The following is an 18,563-nucleotide window of genomic DNA, read 5'->3' on the forward strand; positions in this document are numbered from 1 at the left end:
CTGATCAGCGCATCCACACTTTAATATCAGCTAGGCCATTACTTTGTAAAATACCTAATTGTTGGTCAACGTTAGAGTTTTGCTCAAACTCAAATGCATCAAGCTGATCATCAAATGTAATGTTTGCAACACCATCGCCACCACGCTTTTTAACTTGGTGCAGTGCAATATCAGCTAAGTTAATAGATGTCTCCCAACTGATTACTTGCCCACCTAAAAGTGGTAACGGGTAGAAAGACCAACCAATTGACGCCATAATATTAGTACTTTTTCCATTCGGAAGCTGGAATGAATACTCTGCAACAGCTTGGCACAGCTCCGAAGCATAGCTATCTATTTTATTACATTTAAAATCACGCAGTAGGAGTAAAAATTCATCGCCACTCCAACGCGCTACGTAGTCGGATCCTTGTGTGCGAGAGTTAAGTAATGCTGCCATTTGCTGCAAACAGCTATCACCCGCTATTGGGCCATATGCATCGTTAATTCGACTAAAGTTATCAAAGTTGATTATTAGTAAAACAAGTGACTTACCCTGAGCTTGCAGCGATTGAGAATTACGTTGAAAGTGTTCGATATCTTTAGGCAATTGATCGAACAAAAATCGACGACTACGAAGCCCCGTAAGCTCGTCTGAATGACTTACTAGCTTGAGCTGTGAATTCACTTGATTAAGCTTATCATTAGCTTGACGTAACTCTAATGTACGTTCGGTGATCAATCCCTCGAGTGCTTCTTGCTTTCTGCGCTCTTGTGCTCTAAATACCCAAAAAACCAAGTAAAAAAACAAAATGAAGCCACTGGTGATCAACAATCTAAAATAAATAGTTTCATCAAAGCGCTCTGGCACAATAAAGCCGTATTCAGCTTCTTGTGCTTTACTCCAATCTTCACCTTGTCGCTTTGCTTCAAGCTGAAATAAAAACGACCCTGCTGGTAAGTTAGTATAAATAGCTTCTCTACGTGTATTTGCATAACGCCAATCGCTATCTAAGCCACTTAGCTTATACCTAAATTCAATGCTGTTTGGTGCATAATAATCTATAGCCGTGTAGGTAAGCGTTATATCTCGCTCATCAGTTTCTAATGATGGTTTTTGACCTAAGGCTGCAGTTGTTAAATTACGCAATGGTGTGGTAATTGTTTCTACTTTTGGCTTCAATGACAACACGCCAAATAGCTCTACGTTTTTAGGGATCTCTACAATCCCTTGCAAACTAGGATACCAAATTGAACTGCCAATATTAGCAACTGCGTCATGGCCTAACCCACTACAACACTGATTAGCTTTACCATCGAGTTGACGATCAAATGAAGAAATAACTTCCTCTACTTTTAAGCTTTTAATATCTGCTTTGAATTGATCTACAGGCATCCTATAAACGCCTTTCATGGTGCTAACCCAAACATGTTTTAGCTTTTCATCGTATTCGAGGCTAAAAATTGATCCATATGGTAGACCATTAGCCGCATCAAGTTGACGCCATTGCCCTTGGGTACTTCTATAAAAAAGCCCGTCGTTAAGAGAACCAATTAAAATACCTACACCATCAATATGCAGTACACTTGTTACATAAGCACTTTCTAAAGATGTTTGATCACCAATTTTTTCAATGCCACGCTCGGTAAAGTAATAGGCGCCTTTACTTGTACCTATCACTCCAAAATTAGTTTTATCCAATACGTAAGTAATAAACTTACTACCTAAAAATGCATTATACGCAAACGGCGTTAGTCCCGCATAACCAAGACGATATAACCCCCGTCCAGTGCCAATCCAAAAACCACCTTTGCTTGAACGGCTTATAGCAAATACAGGGTTATCACGTAGCGCACGCCCTGGAACGGTATAAAGTGTATTATTCTCATAAACAAATAAACCTCTTCCTGTGGCTATATAGAGTCGCTCACCATCAAACTGTAAGTCATGGACTGACGATCGACTGTATTTACTACTAGGGATCAGATTTATAAAGCTTTTACTTAAATCAAAGTAACCAATACCACTTTTGTTGGCGACCCATAATTTACCATCAGGTGCTTGGCTTATTGCCATAACGGCCTCAGTCATCTCAGATACAGCTGAATGTCGTTCAACCCGCCCTTCATGCGCAAGCCATAAGCCCTCACTGAAGCTTGCTAGCCATACATTATTTTTATCATCACGAAAAATATCTGCAAACCAAATACTTTGATCTAGTTGGCTTGGCTCAACCCATTGCCATTCGCCTGACTTATCTCTAAATAATAAACGCCCGTAAGTTGAAACCCATAATCCACCATTGGTATCACTCATAAACTTATAAACAGCTGAATTATTAGCATTGGGTAAAGGAAATGGCCTTAGTTCATCATCTAAATCTAGAAAATATGCACCTAGTTCTGAAGCCAAGTATAAATTGCCGTTCAAAAATGATAAATCATGCACAATAGTTTGCGCTAAACGCTCTGGTAGCGATATTTTTGCAGTGAGCTCTAAACGTAATTTAGAAAAATCGGAGGCGTTTTTAGTAAGGCGTAATAAATGACGGTCATTAACCAGCCAAATACCTTCCGGAGAAAGTGCCATTTGACTAACTGAGCCGACAATTTGGGTGATTACTGTCGCATTGACAATAGGTAGTTGACCGCTAGCGTGAGTTTGCAAGTCAACTTGCCCTCTATCAACATAATACAAACCATTTGCTGCAATCCAGATACTGCCTTTAGAATCTTCTAAAATATCCCTTACAGGGCCTTTAATATTAAATTCTTGTGCTGCAAATGTTGCCGGGTTAATTACAACTAATCCGCTTTTAGTACCTATCCACAATAACCCGTTCGAATCGATTAAAAGTTTATTAATACCATTACTTGGTAAAAAATAACTATTTTGGGTACTATAGTTAGTAAATGTTGTTCCATCAAAACGGCTTAACCCAAACTGAGTACCCAGCCACATATAACCTTGCTGATCTTGCACTACACTTTTGAGTGATTGTGACGGCAAACCGTCTTTTATATTCCATTGCTTAACGACATAATCAGTAATTGAGGCCCAGCTTGGCGTCGCGCACAACATCAGTACACAAACCAGTAAAAATCGCATCATATTGCTGCCACCTAGTTAAACAATTCAAATATAAAAATTAAAAGGGTAGTAAACCCACTTTTATTAACGCTTGCAAACAAATAAGCGAAAAAATACCAGCCAATATATCATCAGCCATAATACCTAAACCGCCATGTACTCGTTTATCTAGCATACGTATTGGGCCTGGTTTTGCTATATCAAAAAAGCGAAATAACAAAAAGCCAACTAATAAACTCTGCCAGCTAAGCGCTGCGCCAATCATGGTAATGTAATAGCCAGCCACTTCATCCCATACAATTGCAGGATGGTCGTGCACGCCTAAATCATCAGCCGTTTTACCACATGCCCATATACCAAATATACTGATCACTACAGCAAACACAATTTGTAACCATAATGGATAGTACATTGTCATAAAAATAAATGGCAGTGCAGCAAAAGTACCAAATGTACCAGGCGCTTTAGGCGCAAGGCCTGTGCCAAACCCTAAACCAAAAAATTGGTGCGGACGCTTTAAATTAAACTTGCGGTTATTATTCAAACCTGCTCCTTTGCAAAATGCTCAAAGCCATGCTGCTCAAAATTAAACTCTTCACCATTATATAAAAGCTCAATTTGGCCATCACCACTTTTAACTTGTCCTATACATACGGCATCTACACCATATTGACGTAGTTTTAAATCCAACATCCCTTTATTACTATCAGGAACAGTAAATAACAATTCGTAGTCATCGCCGTAGCTAAGAATAAACGGTAATTGCTGATCAAAATCAAGGCTCGATTTCATCGCATCTGATGTAGGAATACTTTCAACATTAATAACAGCACTTACTTGCGACATATCTAGAATATGGCCTAAATCAGCAATAAGACCGTCAGATACATCAATAGCCGATGATGCAAGTCCGCGTAAAACTTGGCCAGCTGCTACGCGAGGTGTTGGATAATCGAAACGTTTATTAACATATTTTAAATGTTCAGGCTCTATTTTAAAACCTTGCTTGCGCGATTCAATAGCTAAACCTGCATCCCCTAAAGGACCTGTAACATAAATCCAATCCCCCACTTTAGCACCACTTCTGCGCAGAGCTTTCCCCTCAGGTACCGTTCCTTTTGCACAAATAGTAATAGTTAATGGCCCTTGAGTCGTATCGCCACCAATAATTTGTACATTAAAGTATTCTGCAATTTCATGCATGCCTTCAGTAAATTCTTCAATCCACTGCGGATCTATACTTGGCAATGTGAGTGCAACCGAAACCCATGTTGGTTCAGCGCCCATTGCAGCTAAATCACTTAAATTCACAGCGAGTGCTCTATGACCTAATGCACGAGGGGAAATATCATCAAAAAAGTGCACGCCAGCAACAAGAGTATCTGTTGTAACGGCAAGTTGGCAATTTTGTGGAACAGAGACCAATGCGCAATCATCCCCTATTCCTAGCTTTACATCACGACGAGTGATACCGCGACCTTTAAAGTAGCGATTAATTAATTCAAATTCCTTCATACACAAAAAAGCCGACCTATGCCGGCTCTCCTTTTAACGGTTGTTTAACCAATCAATCTGAAATTTAAAATTTAAAATTCAGATTGAATTGTTATTACTTGCGTAAATGCTTAACAGCTTTATCAAGTACACCGTTTACAAATTTATGGCTATCTTCAGCGCCAAAAATTTTGGCAAGCTCAATACCTTCGTTAATAGCAACTTTATAAGGTACGTCTTCACGGAACTTAAGCTCATAGCTGCTTAAACGTAAAATTGCACGCTCAACCATATCTAAGTCATCAAACGGACGTGTTAAATGTGGTGATACAGCTTCGTCTAGTTGCTTGTAATTTACAGCAACACCCGTCGCTAAATCTTTAAAGTATTCAACATCAATTTTAGTAACGTCTGTTTCGATCAACATTTGTTGTTCGATATCGGCAATTAGATTGCCACTTATTTGCCAAGAATAAACGGCTTGGAGTGCTAAGATACGTGCTTTACGTCTTGCTGCTGGTTTCACAAAAATTCCTTAAACTTAAATTTTATCTAACACATTAACCATTTCAAGCGCGCCTAAAGCAGCTTCGCCGCCTTTATTGCCCATTTTGGTGCCAGCACGCTCAATTGCTTGTTCAATGCTTTCTGTGGTTAATACGCCAAATGCAACCGGGATATCATACTCAAGTGATACTTGCGCAAGACCTTTGTTTGATTCGCCAGCAACTAGGTCAAAGTGTGGTGTACCACCTCTGATCACTACGCCTAATGCGATGATTGCATCATACTCTTTTTTTGCTGCAACGCGTTTAGCCGCTAAAGGTAATTCTACCGCGCCTGGTACATAAATAACGGTAATGTCGTCATCAGATACGCCACCAGTGCGTTTTAGCTCATCAACAGCACCTGCAAGGAGGCTGCTACCAATAAAGTCATTAAAACGAGAAATGACAATGGCAAACTTTTTGCCTGGAGCGTACTTATTACCTTCAATAATTTTCATTTGATAACCCTAAAAATAAGTTCAAGCGGTTGCGATTGCGCAAAAATTGCTGCGCATCATACCATAAAAATAAAATAATAGCCTAGTTTAAGCGTGATGCTTATTGTGGCTCAATGTAATCAACAACTTCTAAATGAAAGCCCGAAAGTGCATGGTACTTTTTAGGGCGACTCATTAATCGCATTTGTTTAATTCCAAGATCGGCAAGTATTTGCGAGCCTACGCCAACAGTACGAGATGTACCTTTGAATTTACGTGGCGTAACGCTTTCGCCAGCATCAGCTGCCGCGAATGCTTTTACTGTTGCTTCTAATTCTTCAGTGCTTTCTTGCTTACCTAAAATAACTAAAGCACCTTCATTTTTAGCGATATAAGCCATTGCTTCAGAAAGGCCCCAACTACGGTCAGCACTTCTGTCCGAAAGTAGGATATCGTTAAAGGTACTTTGCAAATGTACACGTACATTTGTCGGTTCTTGCTCTTTTATATCGCCTTTAAGCAATACGTAGTGTAATTGGCCGTCAATTGTGTCTTTGTAAGTCACCAAATCAAACTCACCATGCTCTGTTGGTAACTTACATTTTGCTACTTGCTCAATTGTTGTTTCGTTTAAGTTGCGGTATTCGATTAAATCAGCAATGGTGCCAATTTTAATATCGTGCTCTTTCGCAAAGACTTCTAAATCAGGGCGACGCGCCATGGTGCCATCAGCATTAAGTATTTCAACAATAACAGATGATGCTTCAAGCCCAGCCAAACGCGCTAAATCACAGCCAGCTTCGGTGTGTCCTGCGCGAGTTAATACGCCACCAGGTTGTGCCATAATAGGAAAAATATGCCCCGGCTGCACAATATCACTTGGTATTGCACCTTTAGCTATAGCCGCTTGCACTGTGCGCGCTCTATCTGCTGCTGAAATACCGGTTGTAACACCTTTTGATGCTTCTATCGACATTGTAAAGTTAGTCGAAAATGCTGCACCATTGTTTTTAACCATCAACGGTAAATCAAGTTGCTCGCAACGCTCTTGCGTCATGGTTAAACAAATTAAACCACGGCCATGGGTAGCCATGAAATTAATCGCTTCTGCGCTAATATGCTCAGCAGCTATTATTAAATCGCCTTCATTTTCTCTATCTTCATCATCCATTAAAATAACCATTTTACCGGCTTTAATATCGTCGATGATTTCTTGCGCACTGTGTAAATTCATAAATTTGCTCGTGTAAGTTATCAGTTTCGTTATTTAATAAAACCCGCTTTAGCGAGTAAGCTCATCGAAATATCAGAGCCCGTTGGTTGCTCTGCACCTTTTATAAGGCGCTCTAAATAACGTGCAATTTGATCGACTTCTAAATTAACTTGGGTACCTACTTTAAAATGAGCAATTGTGGTTTGCTCACTCGTGTGTGGGACAATTGTTAATTTGAATTTATTACCTTCTACAGCGTTTACTGTCAGGCTTATACCATCAATACATACCGAACCTTTGTAAGGAATGTATTTCATTAAATTTTCTTCGGTTGTAAGCCAATATTCTGTTGCTCTGGCGTTTGCTGTAATACTTGTAATTGTTGCGATACCATCAACATGGCCAGACACTAAATGACCGCCTAAACGAGAAACAGGTTGCATGGCTTTTTCAAGATTCACCGTTTGTCCTAAAGCATAGTGAGCAAAACCGGTCAAACTAATCGTCTCATTAGATAAATCCGCACTAAAACCATCAATATGTTTATCAACTACAGTTAAACAAACACCATTGGTTGCAATGCTGTCACCTAACTTTACGTCTGTCATATCAAGATCAGCACTTTGGATACGAATGGCTAAGTCGCCTTGTTTTTTTTGTAATAAAGCAATTTTGCCTGTGGCTTCTATTATCCCAGTAAACATAGCACTACTCTTTTTATTAAGTGATTTTAATGAGTTTTGACGCGGTGATACGTAAATCGTCACCAATGCGCGCACATTCATTAAATGTTAAATCAACGGTGTTTTGCATACTCGTCAATTCAGGAAAATTAACTAAACTTTTTGCATCATGGCCCATTAGTTTAGGCGCTAAATAAAAAACAAACTCGTCAACTAAATTAAGCTCTGTCATTTTACCAGCAAGTGTTGCGCCAGCTTCAAGCCAAACATTATTAAACTGCAGTTGCCCAAGTTTTTCTAAAACGGCTTGTAAATCAACTTTACCGTTACTTTCACTGACTTCAATATGCTTTACAAAATGCGGCCATTGCAATGATTTATCAACCTTAGTCGTAAATATTATTACATCACTTTGGATTTCAAATAAAGCAAGGTCAGGTGTTAAACGGTTTTGAGAGTCAATTATAACACGCACGGGCTGGCGAAGCGGCAAATCAGTAGGCAGTGTGCAAGGCAGCTCACTTAGTCGCACATTAAGTTTAGCATCATCGACTAACACTGTATCGGCACCGGTTAAAATAGCGCAGCTTTTCGCTCGGTATAATTGTACGTCTTGTCGAGCAGCAGGACTTGTGATCCACTTACTTTGCCCATTTTTAAGCGCTGTTTTACCATCAATACTCGCTGCCATTTTGCAAATCACATAAGGTAAGCCTTGCTCCATACGCTTAAAAAAGCCAACGTTAAGTGCGCGAGCTTGTGATTCGAGTAACCCGTAAGCAACGTCAATACCCGCGTCGCTCAGTATTTTAAGGCCTTTGCCAGCAACTTGTGGATTTGTATCAACCATAGCAGCAATTACTTTTACCACACCGGCAGCTTTTAAGCCTTCGGCGCACGGTGGCGTACGGCCATAATGACTACACGGTTCAAGCGTTACATAAGCCGTTGCACCTTGTGCATTTTTTCCAGCGACAGCCAGTGCATTTACTTCTGCATGACCTTGACCAGCTAATTGATGGAACCCCTCACCAATTATTTGATTATTTTTAACTAAAACACAGCCAACATTAGGGTTAGGTGTGGTAGTAAACCGACCTTTTTTGGCAAGCTCTATGGCGCGTGCCATATACATTTCATCATGTTCAGTAAAAGTAATTTGGCTTTGCATTTATTACTCCCCTAAGCGGGCAATTTCTTCGCCAAATTCGCGTATATCTTCAAACGAGCGATAAACAGAGGCAAATCTTACATACGCTACTTTATCGAGCTTTTTGAGGGCTTCCATAATGCATTCACCAACCAAATGGCTTGAAATTTCTCGCTCGCCTGTAGCACGCAACTGCGATTTTATTATATTCACTACTTCGTCTACTTGCTCTGTGCTCACTGGGCGTTTTTCGAGTGCGCGATTTAAGCCATTTAATAATTTATCTTCGTTAAATGGTTCGCGGCTGCCATCTTGTTTAATAACACGAGGCATAACCAGTTCAGCGCCTTCAAATGTAGTAAAGCGCTCGTGGCAGTCGTTGCACTCACGGCGCCTGCGAACTTGATGGCCTCCACCAACAAGGCGTGAGTCAATAACTTTAGTATCTTTTGCGGTACAAAATGGACAATGCATAGCTCGGTACTTCCGTTTTAAAACAAAAAAGACCGCTAAATAGCGGTCTTTTATCTTAGCAAAAAAATAGGGCCTGTTGATCTTTCAGGATTAAATTTGTTCTATCTAGGGGCGATTTAATCGCGGCGCGAGGTTTGTAACCTAACGGGTTAAGTAAAAACCGAGTAACAAAGAGTTAATCGCCCCTAGAAAGAACCCAAAGGGCAGCGCATGTTTGGCATTTATGCTGCGTTATCGCCTATTTATGGGGAATACCACACCTCATAGGCTCTGCCTTGCTCAAATACCAAACATACTGCTGCAAATTCAACCACGAAAGGTCAACACGCCCTAGCTGTTGTGCTCTAAATTACTGCTGCTTATGCAATTAAGCGTATACAGGTAATTTTGCACAAATTGCTTTAACTTTTTCTTTAACTTGCACCTGTACAGATTCATCAGTGATGTTATCTAGTACGTCACAAATCCATCCAGCAAGCTCTTTTGATTCTTCTTCTTTGAAACCACGACGAGTGATTGCAGGAGAACCAATACGCAAACCAGATGTTACAAACGGAGAACGTGGATCGTTTGGCACTGAGTTTTTATTAACTGTGATGTTAGCGTTACCAAGGGCTGCGTCTGCATCTTTACCAGTAATATCTTTATCGATTAAATCGAGTAGGAATAAGTGGTTTTCAGTTTTGTCAGATACGATTTTGTAGCCGCGCTCTTGCATTACAGCAACCATTGCTTTTGCGTTTTTAACAACTTGTGTTTGGTATACTTTAAATTCTGGCTGAAGCGCTTCTTTAAATGCCACTGCTTTTGCTGCAATAACGTGACATAAAGGGCCACCTTGGCCACCAGGGAAAACTGCGCTGTTAAGCTTTTTATAGATTGCTTCGTCGCCACATGCAGAAATAATTAAACCACCACGAGGACCAGCAAGTGTTTTATGCGTAGTTGTAGTTACAACATGTGCATGAGGAACTGGGCTTGGGTAAACCCCTGCCGCAATTAAACCTGCAACGTGAGCCATATCAACAAACAGGTAAGCACCTACTTTGTCAGCAATTTCACGGAATTTAGCCCAATCAACAATACCTGAGTACGCTGAGAAACCACCAATAATCATTTTTGGTTTGTGCTCAAGTGCTAGTGCTTCAACTTGTGCGTAATCAATTTCGCCCGTTGCTTCATCTAGTCCGTATTGGATTGCATTGTAAAGCTTACCAGAGAAGCTTACGTGAGAACCGTGAGTTAAGTGACCACCATGAGCTAAGCTCATACCTAATACAGTATCGCCTGCTTCTAATAGCGCTAGAAAAACAGCAGCGTTTGCTTGCGAACCAGCATGTGGCTGTACGTTTGCGTAGTCAGAACCAAATAATTCGTTAGCACGGTCAATTGCTAATTGCTCAACAACATCTACATGCTCACAACCGCCATAATAACGTTTGCCTGGGTAACCTTCTGCGTATTTGTTAGTAAGCTGTGAACCCTGTGCTTCTAGTACACGTGGGCTACAGTAGTTTTCAGATGCAATTAGTTCAATGTGCTCTTCTTGGCGAGCAGTTTCTTTAGTGATTGCGTCAAATAACTCTGGATCAAAATCCGAAATATTCATGCTACGTTCTAACATTGGGGTCTCCTAGGGCAACGTGTATGGTGTTTTTTAGAGGCTTTATTGTACGCTTTAAACGACTCTTTGCCTACGCTCTTAAGTTGAGGATATTTAAACAGGGATTGAAACTATTTCACAGACTTTTTAAGATGATATTTTTTAATAAGTACATAACTATTTTAAATGCATTTCATTTTTCACATTTAATTAGCTAATGAAAGCCTCTCTTTTTTGAATTATAATTTATAAAAAAAGCGGCCATAGCCGCTTCAATTGTTATTTTTTATTATCCTAGCTTTGCAAGTATTTCTGTACGTAATGCGTCGTAATCGGCGTTTATATCGCTTGCTAGACATGGTTTTGCTAATGCATCGCTAAGTGGTTTTGGCATATCCAATTCAATATTTAAAATATCCTCCACGCTTTCTTTAAACTTAGCAGGGTGAGCGGTCGCTAAAAAGATACCCGCTGCACCTGGCGTTCGATTTTCAACAAGACCTTGGTAAGCAATCGCAGTGTGAGGCTCTGCAACATAACCCGTTTGTTGAATTTTTTTCATCACCGATTGCGTGTCTTGCTCGTTTACGCTAGTTGAATAAAAGTTATCGTAGCTAAACCAGTTATTATCTAACATTGTTTGCACACGCGGCCAGTTGTTTGGCTTACTTACATCCATTGCATTTGAAAGCGACTCAAGTGTTGCGTTTGGCGTCCACGTTTTATCAAGCATAAAGCGCGGCACAGTATCATTTTGGTTGGTTGTTGCACTTAATTTACCTACAGGTAAGCCAATAACCGCACCAATCATTGCAGCACATACATTACCAAAGTTGCCACTTGGCACTGATATATGCGCTTTTGCGCGTTTTTCTTTTGGTAGTTGTGCAATGGCCTCAAAGTAATAACAAACCTGAGCAACTAAACGGCTAATATTAATTGAATTAGCAGAATTAAGCCCAAGTGTTGATTTAACTTCTTCATCTAAAAAGGCATTTTTAACCAACTCTTGGCAATCATCAAAACTGCCCTCAACTGCGTAACAATGAATATTGTTACCTAGCGTAGTAAATAGCTTTTGCTGAGCAAGTGAAATTTTGCCTTTAGGATATAAAATTACAACATCAATATTTGGCTTATTATAAAAAGCATGTGCAACGGCTGCACCAGTATCGCCCGATGTTGCGGTTAAAATAGTTACTTTTTCATCTTTATTAAATTGCGCCAAACACTCTGCCATAAAGCGACCACCAAAGTCTTTAAACGCAAGCGTAGGACCATGAAACAACTCTAAACAGTATGTGTTCTCTTCAACTTCCACCAGCTTAACTGGAAAGTTAAATGCATTTTTAACCATTTGTGCCACAGTGTCGCTTGGTAGCTCATCACCAATTAGGTGAGATAATATTTTGCCACTGCGTGTAACAAAGTCCATATCAAGCAATGCATCAACATCGGACAGTGGGGCAAGGGTTTCAGGAAAAAACACACCTTGATTACGACCCAAACCTGTTTTTACGGCTTCAACGAACGACACTTTTTGTGAGCTATCTTTTAAATTATGTAATTGCATGACTACCTATCCTATAAAACTGTTAATTGACGCGTGCCGTCGTTATCTAATTTACAAATGTGGCAAAAGCCTTGCTCGTTAATGTAATTTGCCTCTAACCACTGTGCGCATTGCTGTGCAGCTTCAAGTGTTTTACATACACTAAACAAGGTGGGTCCTGCGCCCGAAATACTCACTATTTCAGCGCCCAGCGCTGGCAAGCTTGCTTTGGCTTCACTAAAACCTTTAATAAGCGGTGCGCGGTAAGGTTCTGCTATTTCATCTTTCATTATGCTTAGCGCATCGTCAAAACGGTTAGTTAACAGTAAGCTACTAAATGCCGATAAACGCTGTGCAAACTCAACACTTGCATTCATGCTCAACTCTTTTGGTAAAACCGAGCGCGCTTTTGCAGTGTTGAGTGAAAAACCAGGGAACGCAGCAACGTAGTACCAATTATCATCAACAGGCAGTGCAATCGATTTATCAGGGATTAAATCACCTGTTAATTGCAAACCACCTAAATAACATGGCGTGATGTTGTCGTAATGACGACCGCCGCTTACCACAGCTTCAAAGTCAGCCATAAGCTCAATAAGCTCAACCTGACTCAAGTTAGTTTGTGCAAACTTATCAAGAGCTGCAAAGGTAGCCACTACCGAACATGCACTAGAGCCAAGCCCAGATCCAATTGGTAAATTCTTTTTAAGCTCGAGCTTTACGCTTGGCATATTAGGCGCAACATGCGCTCTAAAATGCACTAAACACTGGTACGCTAAATTTTCATTAGCATCACTTGGTAACTTGTGAGCGTAGTCGCCAGTGCAAATAAATTCGTCACTTGGTGCTGCACTTACAATGGCTACATCGCCTAATAAACTGCCATCAATTGGCGCAAGCGCTGCGCCAAGTGCATCAAAACCCACTGCAAAATTACCAATAGACGCCGGAGCATATACTTCAATCATAACGAGCTCCTAGCGCGATAACGTTTTTAAAATATCAGCAAATACACCCGCTGCTGTTACTTCAGAGCCTGCACCATAACCACGAATTACAAACGGACGTGGCTGGTAGTATTGGCTTAAAATAGCCAGCGCGTTTTCGCCATCGCGAATTACATTAAGGGCATGTTTTTCATCAACAGCCTCAATACCTACTTTACAGTGACCTTCTTTAATTGTACCTACATAACGAAGTACCTTACCTTCGCTCGCAGCACTTTGAATGCGGTCATTAAAATCAGCATCTAGGCTTGGTAGTTTTGCCATAAACTCATCAACGCTATCACCTTGTGCAAAACCTTGTGGTAATACTGACTCAACTTCGATATCGCATAGCTCCAACTTCATGCCGGCTTCGCGAGCAATGATCAATAACTTACGTGCTACATCGGTACCCGATAAATCATCACGAGGGTCTGGCTCAGTAAAACCGCTTTCTTTGGCTTTAATAGTTGCCTCAGAAAGTGATAAACCATCTTGAAGTGCGCCAAACATATACGAAAGTGAGCCTGATAAAATACCGCTAAACTCTAATAACTCATCACCGGCACCAAATAATGACTGCAAGTTATCGATTACTGGTAAGCCTGCACCAACATTTGTTTCGTATAAAAATTTACGATTATTCTTTTGTGTTGCCGCAATTAAATCTTGGTAATACGTGTATGAGCTTGTTGTTGCTTTTTTATTGGCAGCAACCACATGAAAGCCTGCATTTAAAAAGTCTACATACTGCGCAGCAAGTGCATCTGAAGATGTACAATCTACTAATACCGGATTCACTAAGTGGTTTTGCTTAACAAATTGCTCTACTAACTTTAAATCAAATGCTTGCTCAGATGAGGCTAATTTTTGCTGCCAATCACTAAAAGCAATGCCTTCGTTATCAAGGTGTAATTGACGAGAGTTAGCAACACCGTACAAGTTGAGTTTAATATTACGCTTTTCAAGCCAAGCTTGTTGACGTTCAAGCTGATTAATAAGCTCTTGCCCTACTAAGCCACAACCTAGTAAAAACACATCAATTGACGGCACATGTGTGAAAAAGTTTTCATGGCATATTTTTACGGCGTCATTACATAACTCACCATCAATTACCGCAGAAATAGCACTTTCTGTAGAATCCTGTGCAATTGCCACAATATTTACTTGCGCTTGTGCAAGCGATGCAAAAAACTTAGCTGCTAAACCACGGTGTGCGCGCATGTTATCACCCACTAAAGTAACAATGGCTAAATTGCGCTGCACTTGTACAGGCTCAATAAGCCCTGCTTGTAATTCAAGCTCAAATGCAGTTTGTAGCGCATCGAGTGCAAGTGCTAAGTCTGTTTCGTGCACACAAAAACTAATGCTAAATTCACATGATGATTGCGTGATCAATACAATTGATACGTTATCGTGAGCAAGCGCGTTAAATACCTTAGACGCCATGCCTACTTTACCTTTCATGCCAGGGCCTGAAACAGTTAACATTGCAAGGTCTTGTAAGCTAGAAAGCGCTTTTACGGGCTCATCAGATGAATAATCGTTACCAATTAATGAGCCTTGTGCGTCTGGGTTATGCGTATTTTTAATTTCACATGGCACGCCTGCTTTAGCACACGGTAAGATTGTTTTAGGGTGAAGTACTTTTGCACCAAAGTAAGAAAGCTCCATCGCTTCTTTATAAGATAAAAAATCTACTTTAGTGGCTTTTTTAATATAACGAGGATCAGCGCTATATACGCCATCAACGTCAGTCCAAATTTGGCAAATCTCAGCTTCTAAACATGCCGCAGCAATAGCTGCTGAGTAATCTGAACCATTACGGCCAAGCGTTGTAAGCTCACCTTTATCATTACTCGCCGTAAAACCAGGCATGATATAAATAGTTGCAGGGTTTTCTTTAAGCACAGCTTGAAAGCGCGCTTTACTTGCCACTAAATCCGCTTCTGCATCAATGTAACCACCCGTTGAAGCTATACAGCTTGTTGCTTCTAAGTATCTTGCATCTTGCGAGTTCAATAAAGCCTGCATTAAAGAAACACTAACGCGCTCTCCAAAACTAATTACAAATGCGCGAACTTGATCAGGGCAACACTGTATAAGCGATACGCCATCTAATTTATTTTTAAGTCCCCTTAGGTCTGGCCAGCTTGTAACTACTACGCCACTTTTTTCAACGTCAGCTTTTAAGCCTTCACAACGGCTAGCTAATGCTTGCCATTGCTGCGAAAAATCTAAGCCTTGCTCTGCCTCACTTGCTAACGCAACTAATGAATCGGTCATTCCACCTGGAGCAGAAAGCACCAATAACATTTCATCTTTTAGCTGTGCTTTAACTAATTGAGCTACCTGCTGAAGGCAAGTAAAGTCGGCAAGCGACGAGCCTCCAAATTTTAAAACGCGCATTGTTTATGTTCCTCATCCCATAAAACGAAAAAAGGCCTGTGTTCTAAGTGAACACAGGCCTTTAAATTTGTTGCACCGACCTATGCCACTATCCAGTAAGAATGGTGGTTGTAATAATAATGGTCAGTACGCGATTAATTGTTTTCATAGGTTAAGACTGCCTTAACAAAGGCTATGCTGTCAACCCCAAATTAAAAGATAAAACAGCCTTTTTGAACATGAAAAAACCTAATGAATGCCAAATTTATGCAAAATATTATTCATGCGGGTTTTATCTATTGGTTTATTTATAAAATCGATAGCGCCTAATTGAGTAACTCGTAACTTCATTTTGTCTTGAATATCTGCCGATATGACGAGCACAAAACACTCTATTTTATTAGCTTTGATATACTCAAGCACTTGAACTCCATCAACTTCAGGCATAGTTAAATCCAAACATAACAAATCAAAATTATGAGTATTTAATAGCTCAATAGCTTGTGCGCCATTTATTGCTTGCTGAATATCTGCATCAAGACATTGCTGCAAACATCGAATAACTTGCTTACGAGCCACGGTTGAGTCATCACATACTAAAATAGAAAAATTCATAATATTTACTACTGTATTAAGCATAATTAAATTTGTTAAAAAACAGCTATCCATAGCAACTTTATTTTATCTTATCACGGTCTCTTTATAAGCAAACAAAGTAATGGTAATTATTTACTCTTAAATTTTCACCCTACGATAAACTATAGTACTAGGCGTATTGTTCTTACATAACTAAACATGCTCATTTCGGTAGCTAATCAGGTACAAAGTTTGTAACCTAACCGCTTAGTAAAAATGTCGGGCTCTGGTTATGCATTCCTTGCTTAAAATCAAACATGCCGAAGTAAAATAAAGCTAAAGACTCAATGTAATCAGAAAATAAATTTTGATTACATTAACAGAAATCATTATTTAACTAAGGGGGAAAGTTAAATATCTGAGATACACTTCCGACTTTTAACACTTTTTAATAAGTAAAAATTAATTTTTATTTATTTTTACGCCTTTATTGACTAGCTTTTATATAAACCGCAGTTATTTAACTCAACCCAAGGAACCATAAATCACTTATGTTACAACAAAGCCTTTCTAAAAAGTTGCTGACCAGTGTGCTATCGGTCTATTTTTTGCTTACCTTTGTGGTCACTTGCGGACAAGTTATTGCCGAATATGTAAACACTAAGGACTATATAAGAGACGAGCTAACTACTTTACAAAAAACCTTCAGCCGAAGCCTAACCCGTGCTATTTGGGAACTGAATATAAAGCAAACCATAACAACTGCAGAAGGTCTGTTAGCTATTCCTATGATTGAAGGTATTATTGTCCGTGATGATAGTGGTGAAGTAATTTCGCAACTCGGCCGTTCTCTCGATATACATAAACTTTACAGCCAACAGCTAGTACAAGAAGAAGTCATGTTAGAGGACTCTAAGTCTGGTTTGTTTGGTTATACTTTTCCGCTTATTTTTGAGTTTTCAGGCAGAGCAACGCAAGTTGGCGATGTGACGTTATTTTCTAGTCGTGAAGTCGTTTTTAGTCGAATCATGGTTTCAATCTACTTTTTGATTGGTAACGCAATGATTAAAACTACTTTTTTAATCATTCTATTTCTAATGGCATTTAGAAAGTTACTCACAGACCCTTTATCTCAGCTAACAGATCAAATAGAAAACCTCGAACTAGACGAACTTGAAGGGCAACATATAGAAATCGAAACGGAGGAACATAATGAACTCAACGTTATGGAACAATCGTTTAATAAATTAATAGATAAAGTAGTCCAATACCGTCTAGAGCTCGAGCAAGCACAAAAAGAACTCATTATTAGTAATGAGAAGCTAGATCAACATAACATTCAATTAGAACAAGATGTAGCACGTAAAACATCAAATTTAAGCCAAGCAATGATGGATCTACAGCAGCAAAAATATGAATTAGAAAAACAAAAAATTGTACTTACTGACGAAGTTGATCTTCGTAGAAGTACAGAGCAAGAGCTGCTAACAAAACAAACTGAACTAGAACGCTATGTTGAAGAATTAAGTCTTGCACAAGAGCGCTTACTTGGCACTGAAAAAATGGCTGCATTAGGGGGACTCGTTGCTGGGATAACTCATGATATAAATACCCCTATAGGAATTGGGGTGACTGCAATTTCGTTTTTACAAGAACGCTTAAATCAGCTTGAAGCCGCCTATAAAGAAAAAACGCTTTCGCCGAAAGCCCTTGAAGAGTTCATTAATGACGCAAAGCAAAGTACGAGCTTGCTTACAACTAACCTTGATAGAGCCTCAGAACTAATTGCAAGTTTTAAACAAATAGCCGTAGATCAGGCAAGTGATGCAGTAAGAACGATCAATTTTAAAGACTACGTGAACGAGGTGATCCGTTCACTTCATCCCAAGCTCAAAAAAACATCTCATAAACTTCAGCTAGAATGTCCTGATGACTTAGTTTTAAATTTACCTGCGGGGGCAATAAGCCAAATTTTCACTAACCTAATAATGAACTCGCTAATTCATGGTTTTGAAAATATAAACAACGGCATTATAGATATAAAAATAGCCAGCGACGAAACATTTTTAACTATTGATTATAAAGATAATGGGAGCGGTGTTACAGAGCAACAACTTAAAAAGCTGTTTGACCCTTTTTTCACAACAAAACGAGATCAAGGCGGTAGTGGGCTTGGTACACATATAATGTTCAATTTAGTAAAACAAACTTTAAGTGGTTCAATTGAAGCGATTAGCGAACCAGGTGAGGGTTTGCACTACCATATACAATTCCCTAAAAACATGCCTAAACCCCTGCCTATTTTTAATCAGAATTAAATTGGCAGGAATAAAATCAAGCATTTCGAGATAGTGATTTTATTGTTATGATTGGGCAAATTTTTCAAATG

At 39.6% G+C, this 18,563-nt stretch carries 15 protein-coding genes; 1 reads left to right on the forward strand and 14 read right to left on the reverse strand.

Annotated elements, in window-relative coordinates:
- Window positions 1-4 precede the first annotated feature (4 nt).
- From D172_RS14330 to D172_RS14395, 14 genes are all read right to left on the reverse strand, one after another.
- Entirely contained in the window at window positions 5-3,091 is a 3,087-nt protein-coding gene (locus tag D172_RS14330; protein WP_007377465.1) for a ligand-binding sensor domain-containing diguanylate cyclase, read from the reverse strand.
- Window positions 3,092-3,128: 37 nt separating this feature from the next.
- Window positions 3,129-3,614: a phosphatidylglycerophosphatase A gene (locus D172_RS14335; protein ID WP_007377466.1), complete on the reverse strand. Its 486-nt coding sequence runs from the start codon at window positions 3,612-3,614 to the stop codon at window positions 3,129-3,131.
- A complete protein-coding gene (gene thiL / locus D172_RS14340) occupies window positions 3,611-4,585 on the reverse strand; it encodes a thiamine-phosphate kinase (protein ID WP_007377467.1) in 975 nt (324 codons plus the stop codon). The genes D172_RS14335 and thiL overlap by 4 nt, the downstream gene beginning before the upstream one ends.
- A 94-nt stretch (window positions 4,586-4,679) precedes the next feature.
- On the reverse strand, window positions 4,680-5,090 hold the full coding sequence (nusB, locus tag D172_RS14345; RefSeq protein ID WP_002961751.1) for a transcription antitermination factor NusB: 411 nt from the start codon (window positions 5,088-5,090) through the stop codon (window positions 4,680-4,682).
- 15 nt (window positions 5,091-5,105) lie between these two features.
- Entirely contained in the window at window positions 5,106-5,570 is a 465-nt protein-coding gene (gene ribE, locus D172_RS14350; RefSeq protein WP_002961753.1) for a 6,7-dimethyl-8-ribityllumazine synthase, read from the reverse strand.
- A 100-nt stretch (window positions 5,571-5,670) separates the two neighbouring features.
- On the reverse strand, window positions 5,671-6,783 hold the full coding sequence (gene ribBA, locus D172_RS14355; RefSeq protein ID WP_007377468.1) for a bifunctional 3,4-dihydroxy-2-butanone-4-phosphate synthase/GTP cyclohydrolase II: 1,113 nt from the start codon (window positions 6,781-6,783) through the stop codon (window positions 5,671-5,673).
- Window positions 6,784-6,812: 29 nt separating this feature from the next.
- On the reverse strand, window positions 6,813-7,466 hold the full coding sequence (locus D172_RS14360; RefSeq protein WP_007377469.1) for a riboflavin synthase: 654 nt from the start codon (window positions 7,464-7,466) through the stop codon (window positions 6,813-6,815).
- Window positions 7,467-7,482: 16 nt separating this feature from the next.
- Window positions 7,483-8,616: a bifunctional diaminohydroxyphosphoribosylaminopyrimidine deaminase/5-amino-6-(5-phosphoribosylamino)uracil reductase RibD gene (gene ribD / locus D172_RS14365; protein WP_007377470.1), complete on the reverse strand. Its 1,134-nt coding sequence runs from the start codon at window positions 8,614-8,616 to the stop codon at window positions 7,483-7,485.
- Between the two features lie 3 nt (window positions 8,617-8,619).
- A complete protein-coding gene (nrdR, locus tag D172_RS14370; protein ID WP_002961761.1) occupies window positions 8,620-9,069 on the reverse strand; it encodes a transcriptional regulator NrdR in 450 nt (149 codons plus the stop codon).
- 367 nt (window positions 9,070-9,436) lie between these two features.
- Entirely contained in the window at window positions 9,437-10,693 is a 1,257-nt protein-coding gene (gene glyA / locus D172_RS14375; protein ID WP_007377471.1) for a serine hydroxymethyltransferase, read from the reverse strand.
- Between the two features lie 268 nt (window positions 10,694-10,961).
- Complete coding sequence (thrC, locus tag D172_RS14380) at window positions 10,962-12,245, reverse strand: threonine synthase (protein ID WP_007377472.1); 1,284 nt, start codon at window positions 12,243-12,245, stop codon at window positions 10,962-10,964.
- An 11-nt stretch (window positions 12,246-12,256) separates the two neighbouring features.
- Window positions 12,257-13,192 carry a homoserine kinase gene (thrB, locus tag D172_RS14385; protein WP_007377473.1) on the reverse strand — a complete coding sequence of 312 codons (936 nt, stop codon included), beginning with the start codon at window positions 13,190-13,192 and terminating at the stop codon, window positions 12,257-12,259.
- A gap of 9 nt (window positions 13,193-13,201) precedes the next feature.
- The gene (gene thrA, locus D172_RS14390) at window positions 13,202-15,619 is read right to left on the reverse strand and encodes a bifunctional aspartate kinase/homoserine dehydrogenase I (protein WP_007377474.1); all 2,418 of its coding nucleotides are present in this window, start codon (window positions 15,617-15,619) and stop codon (window positions 13,202-13,204) included.
- A gap of 228 nt (window positions 15,620-15,847) precedes the next feature.
- Window positions 15,848-16,213, reverse strand: a complete 366-nt coding sequence (locus D172_RS14395) for a response regulator (protein ID WP_188085272.1) — start codon at window positions 16,211-16,213, stop codon at window positions 15,848-15,850.
- A gap of 512 nt (window positions 16,214-16,725) precedes the next feature.
- Here D172_RS14395 and D172_RS14400 point away from each other — a divergent pair.
- On the forward strand, window positions 16,726-18,492 hold the full coding sequence (locus D172_RS14400) for an ATP-binding protein (protein WP_007377476.1): 1,767 nt from the start codon (window positions 16,726-16,728) through the stop codon (window positions 18,490-18,492).
- Window positions 18,493-18,563 lie beyond the last annotated feature (71 nt).

The organism is Pseudoalteromonas sp. Bsw20308, assembly GCF_000310105.2.
Taxonomy (GTDB): domain Bacteria; phylum Pseudomonadota; class Gammaproteobacteria; order Enterobacterales; family Alteromonadaceae; genus Pseudoalteromonas; species Pseudoalteromonas fuliginea.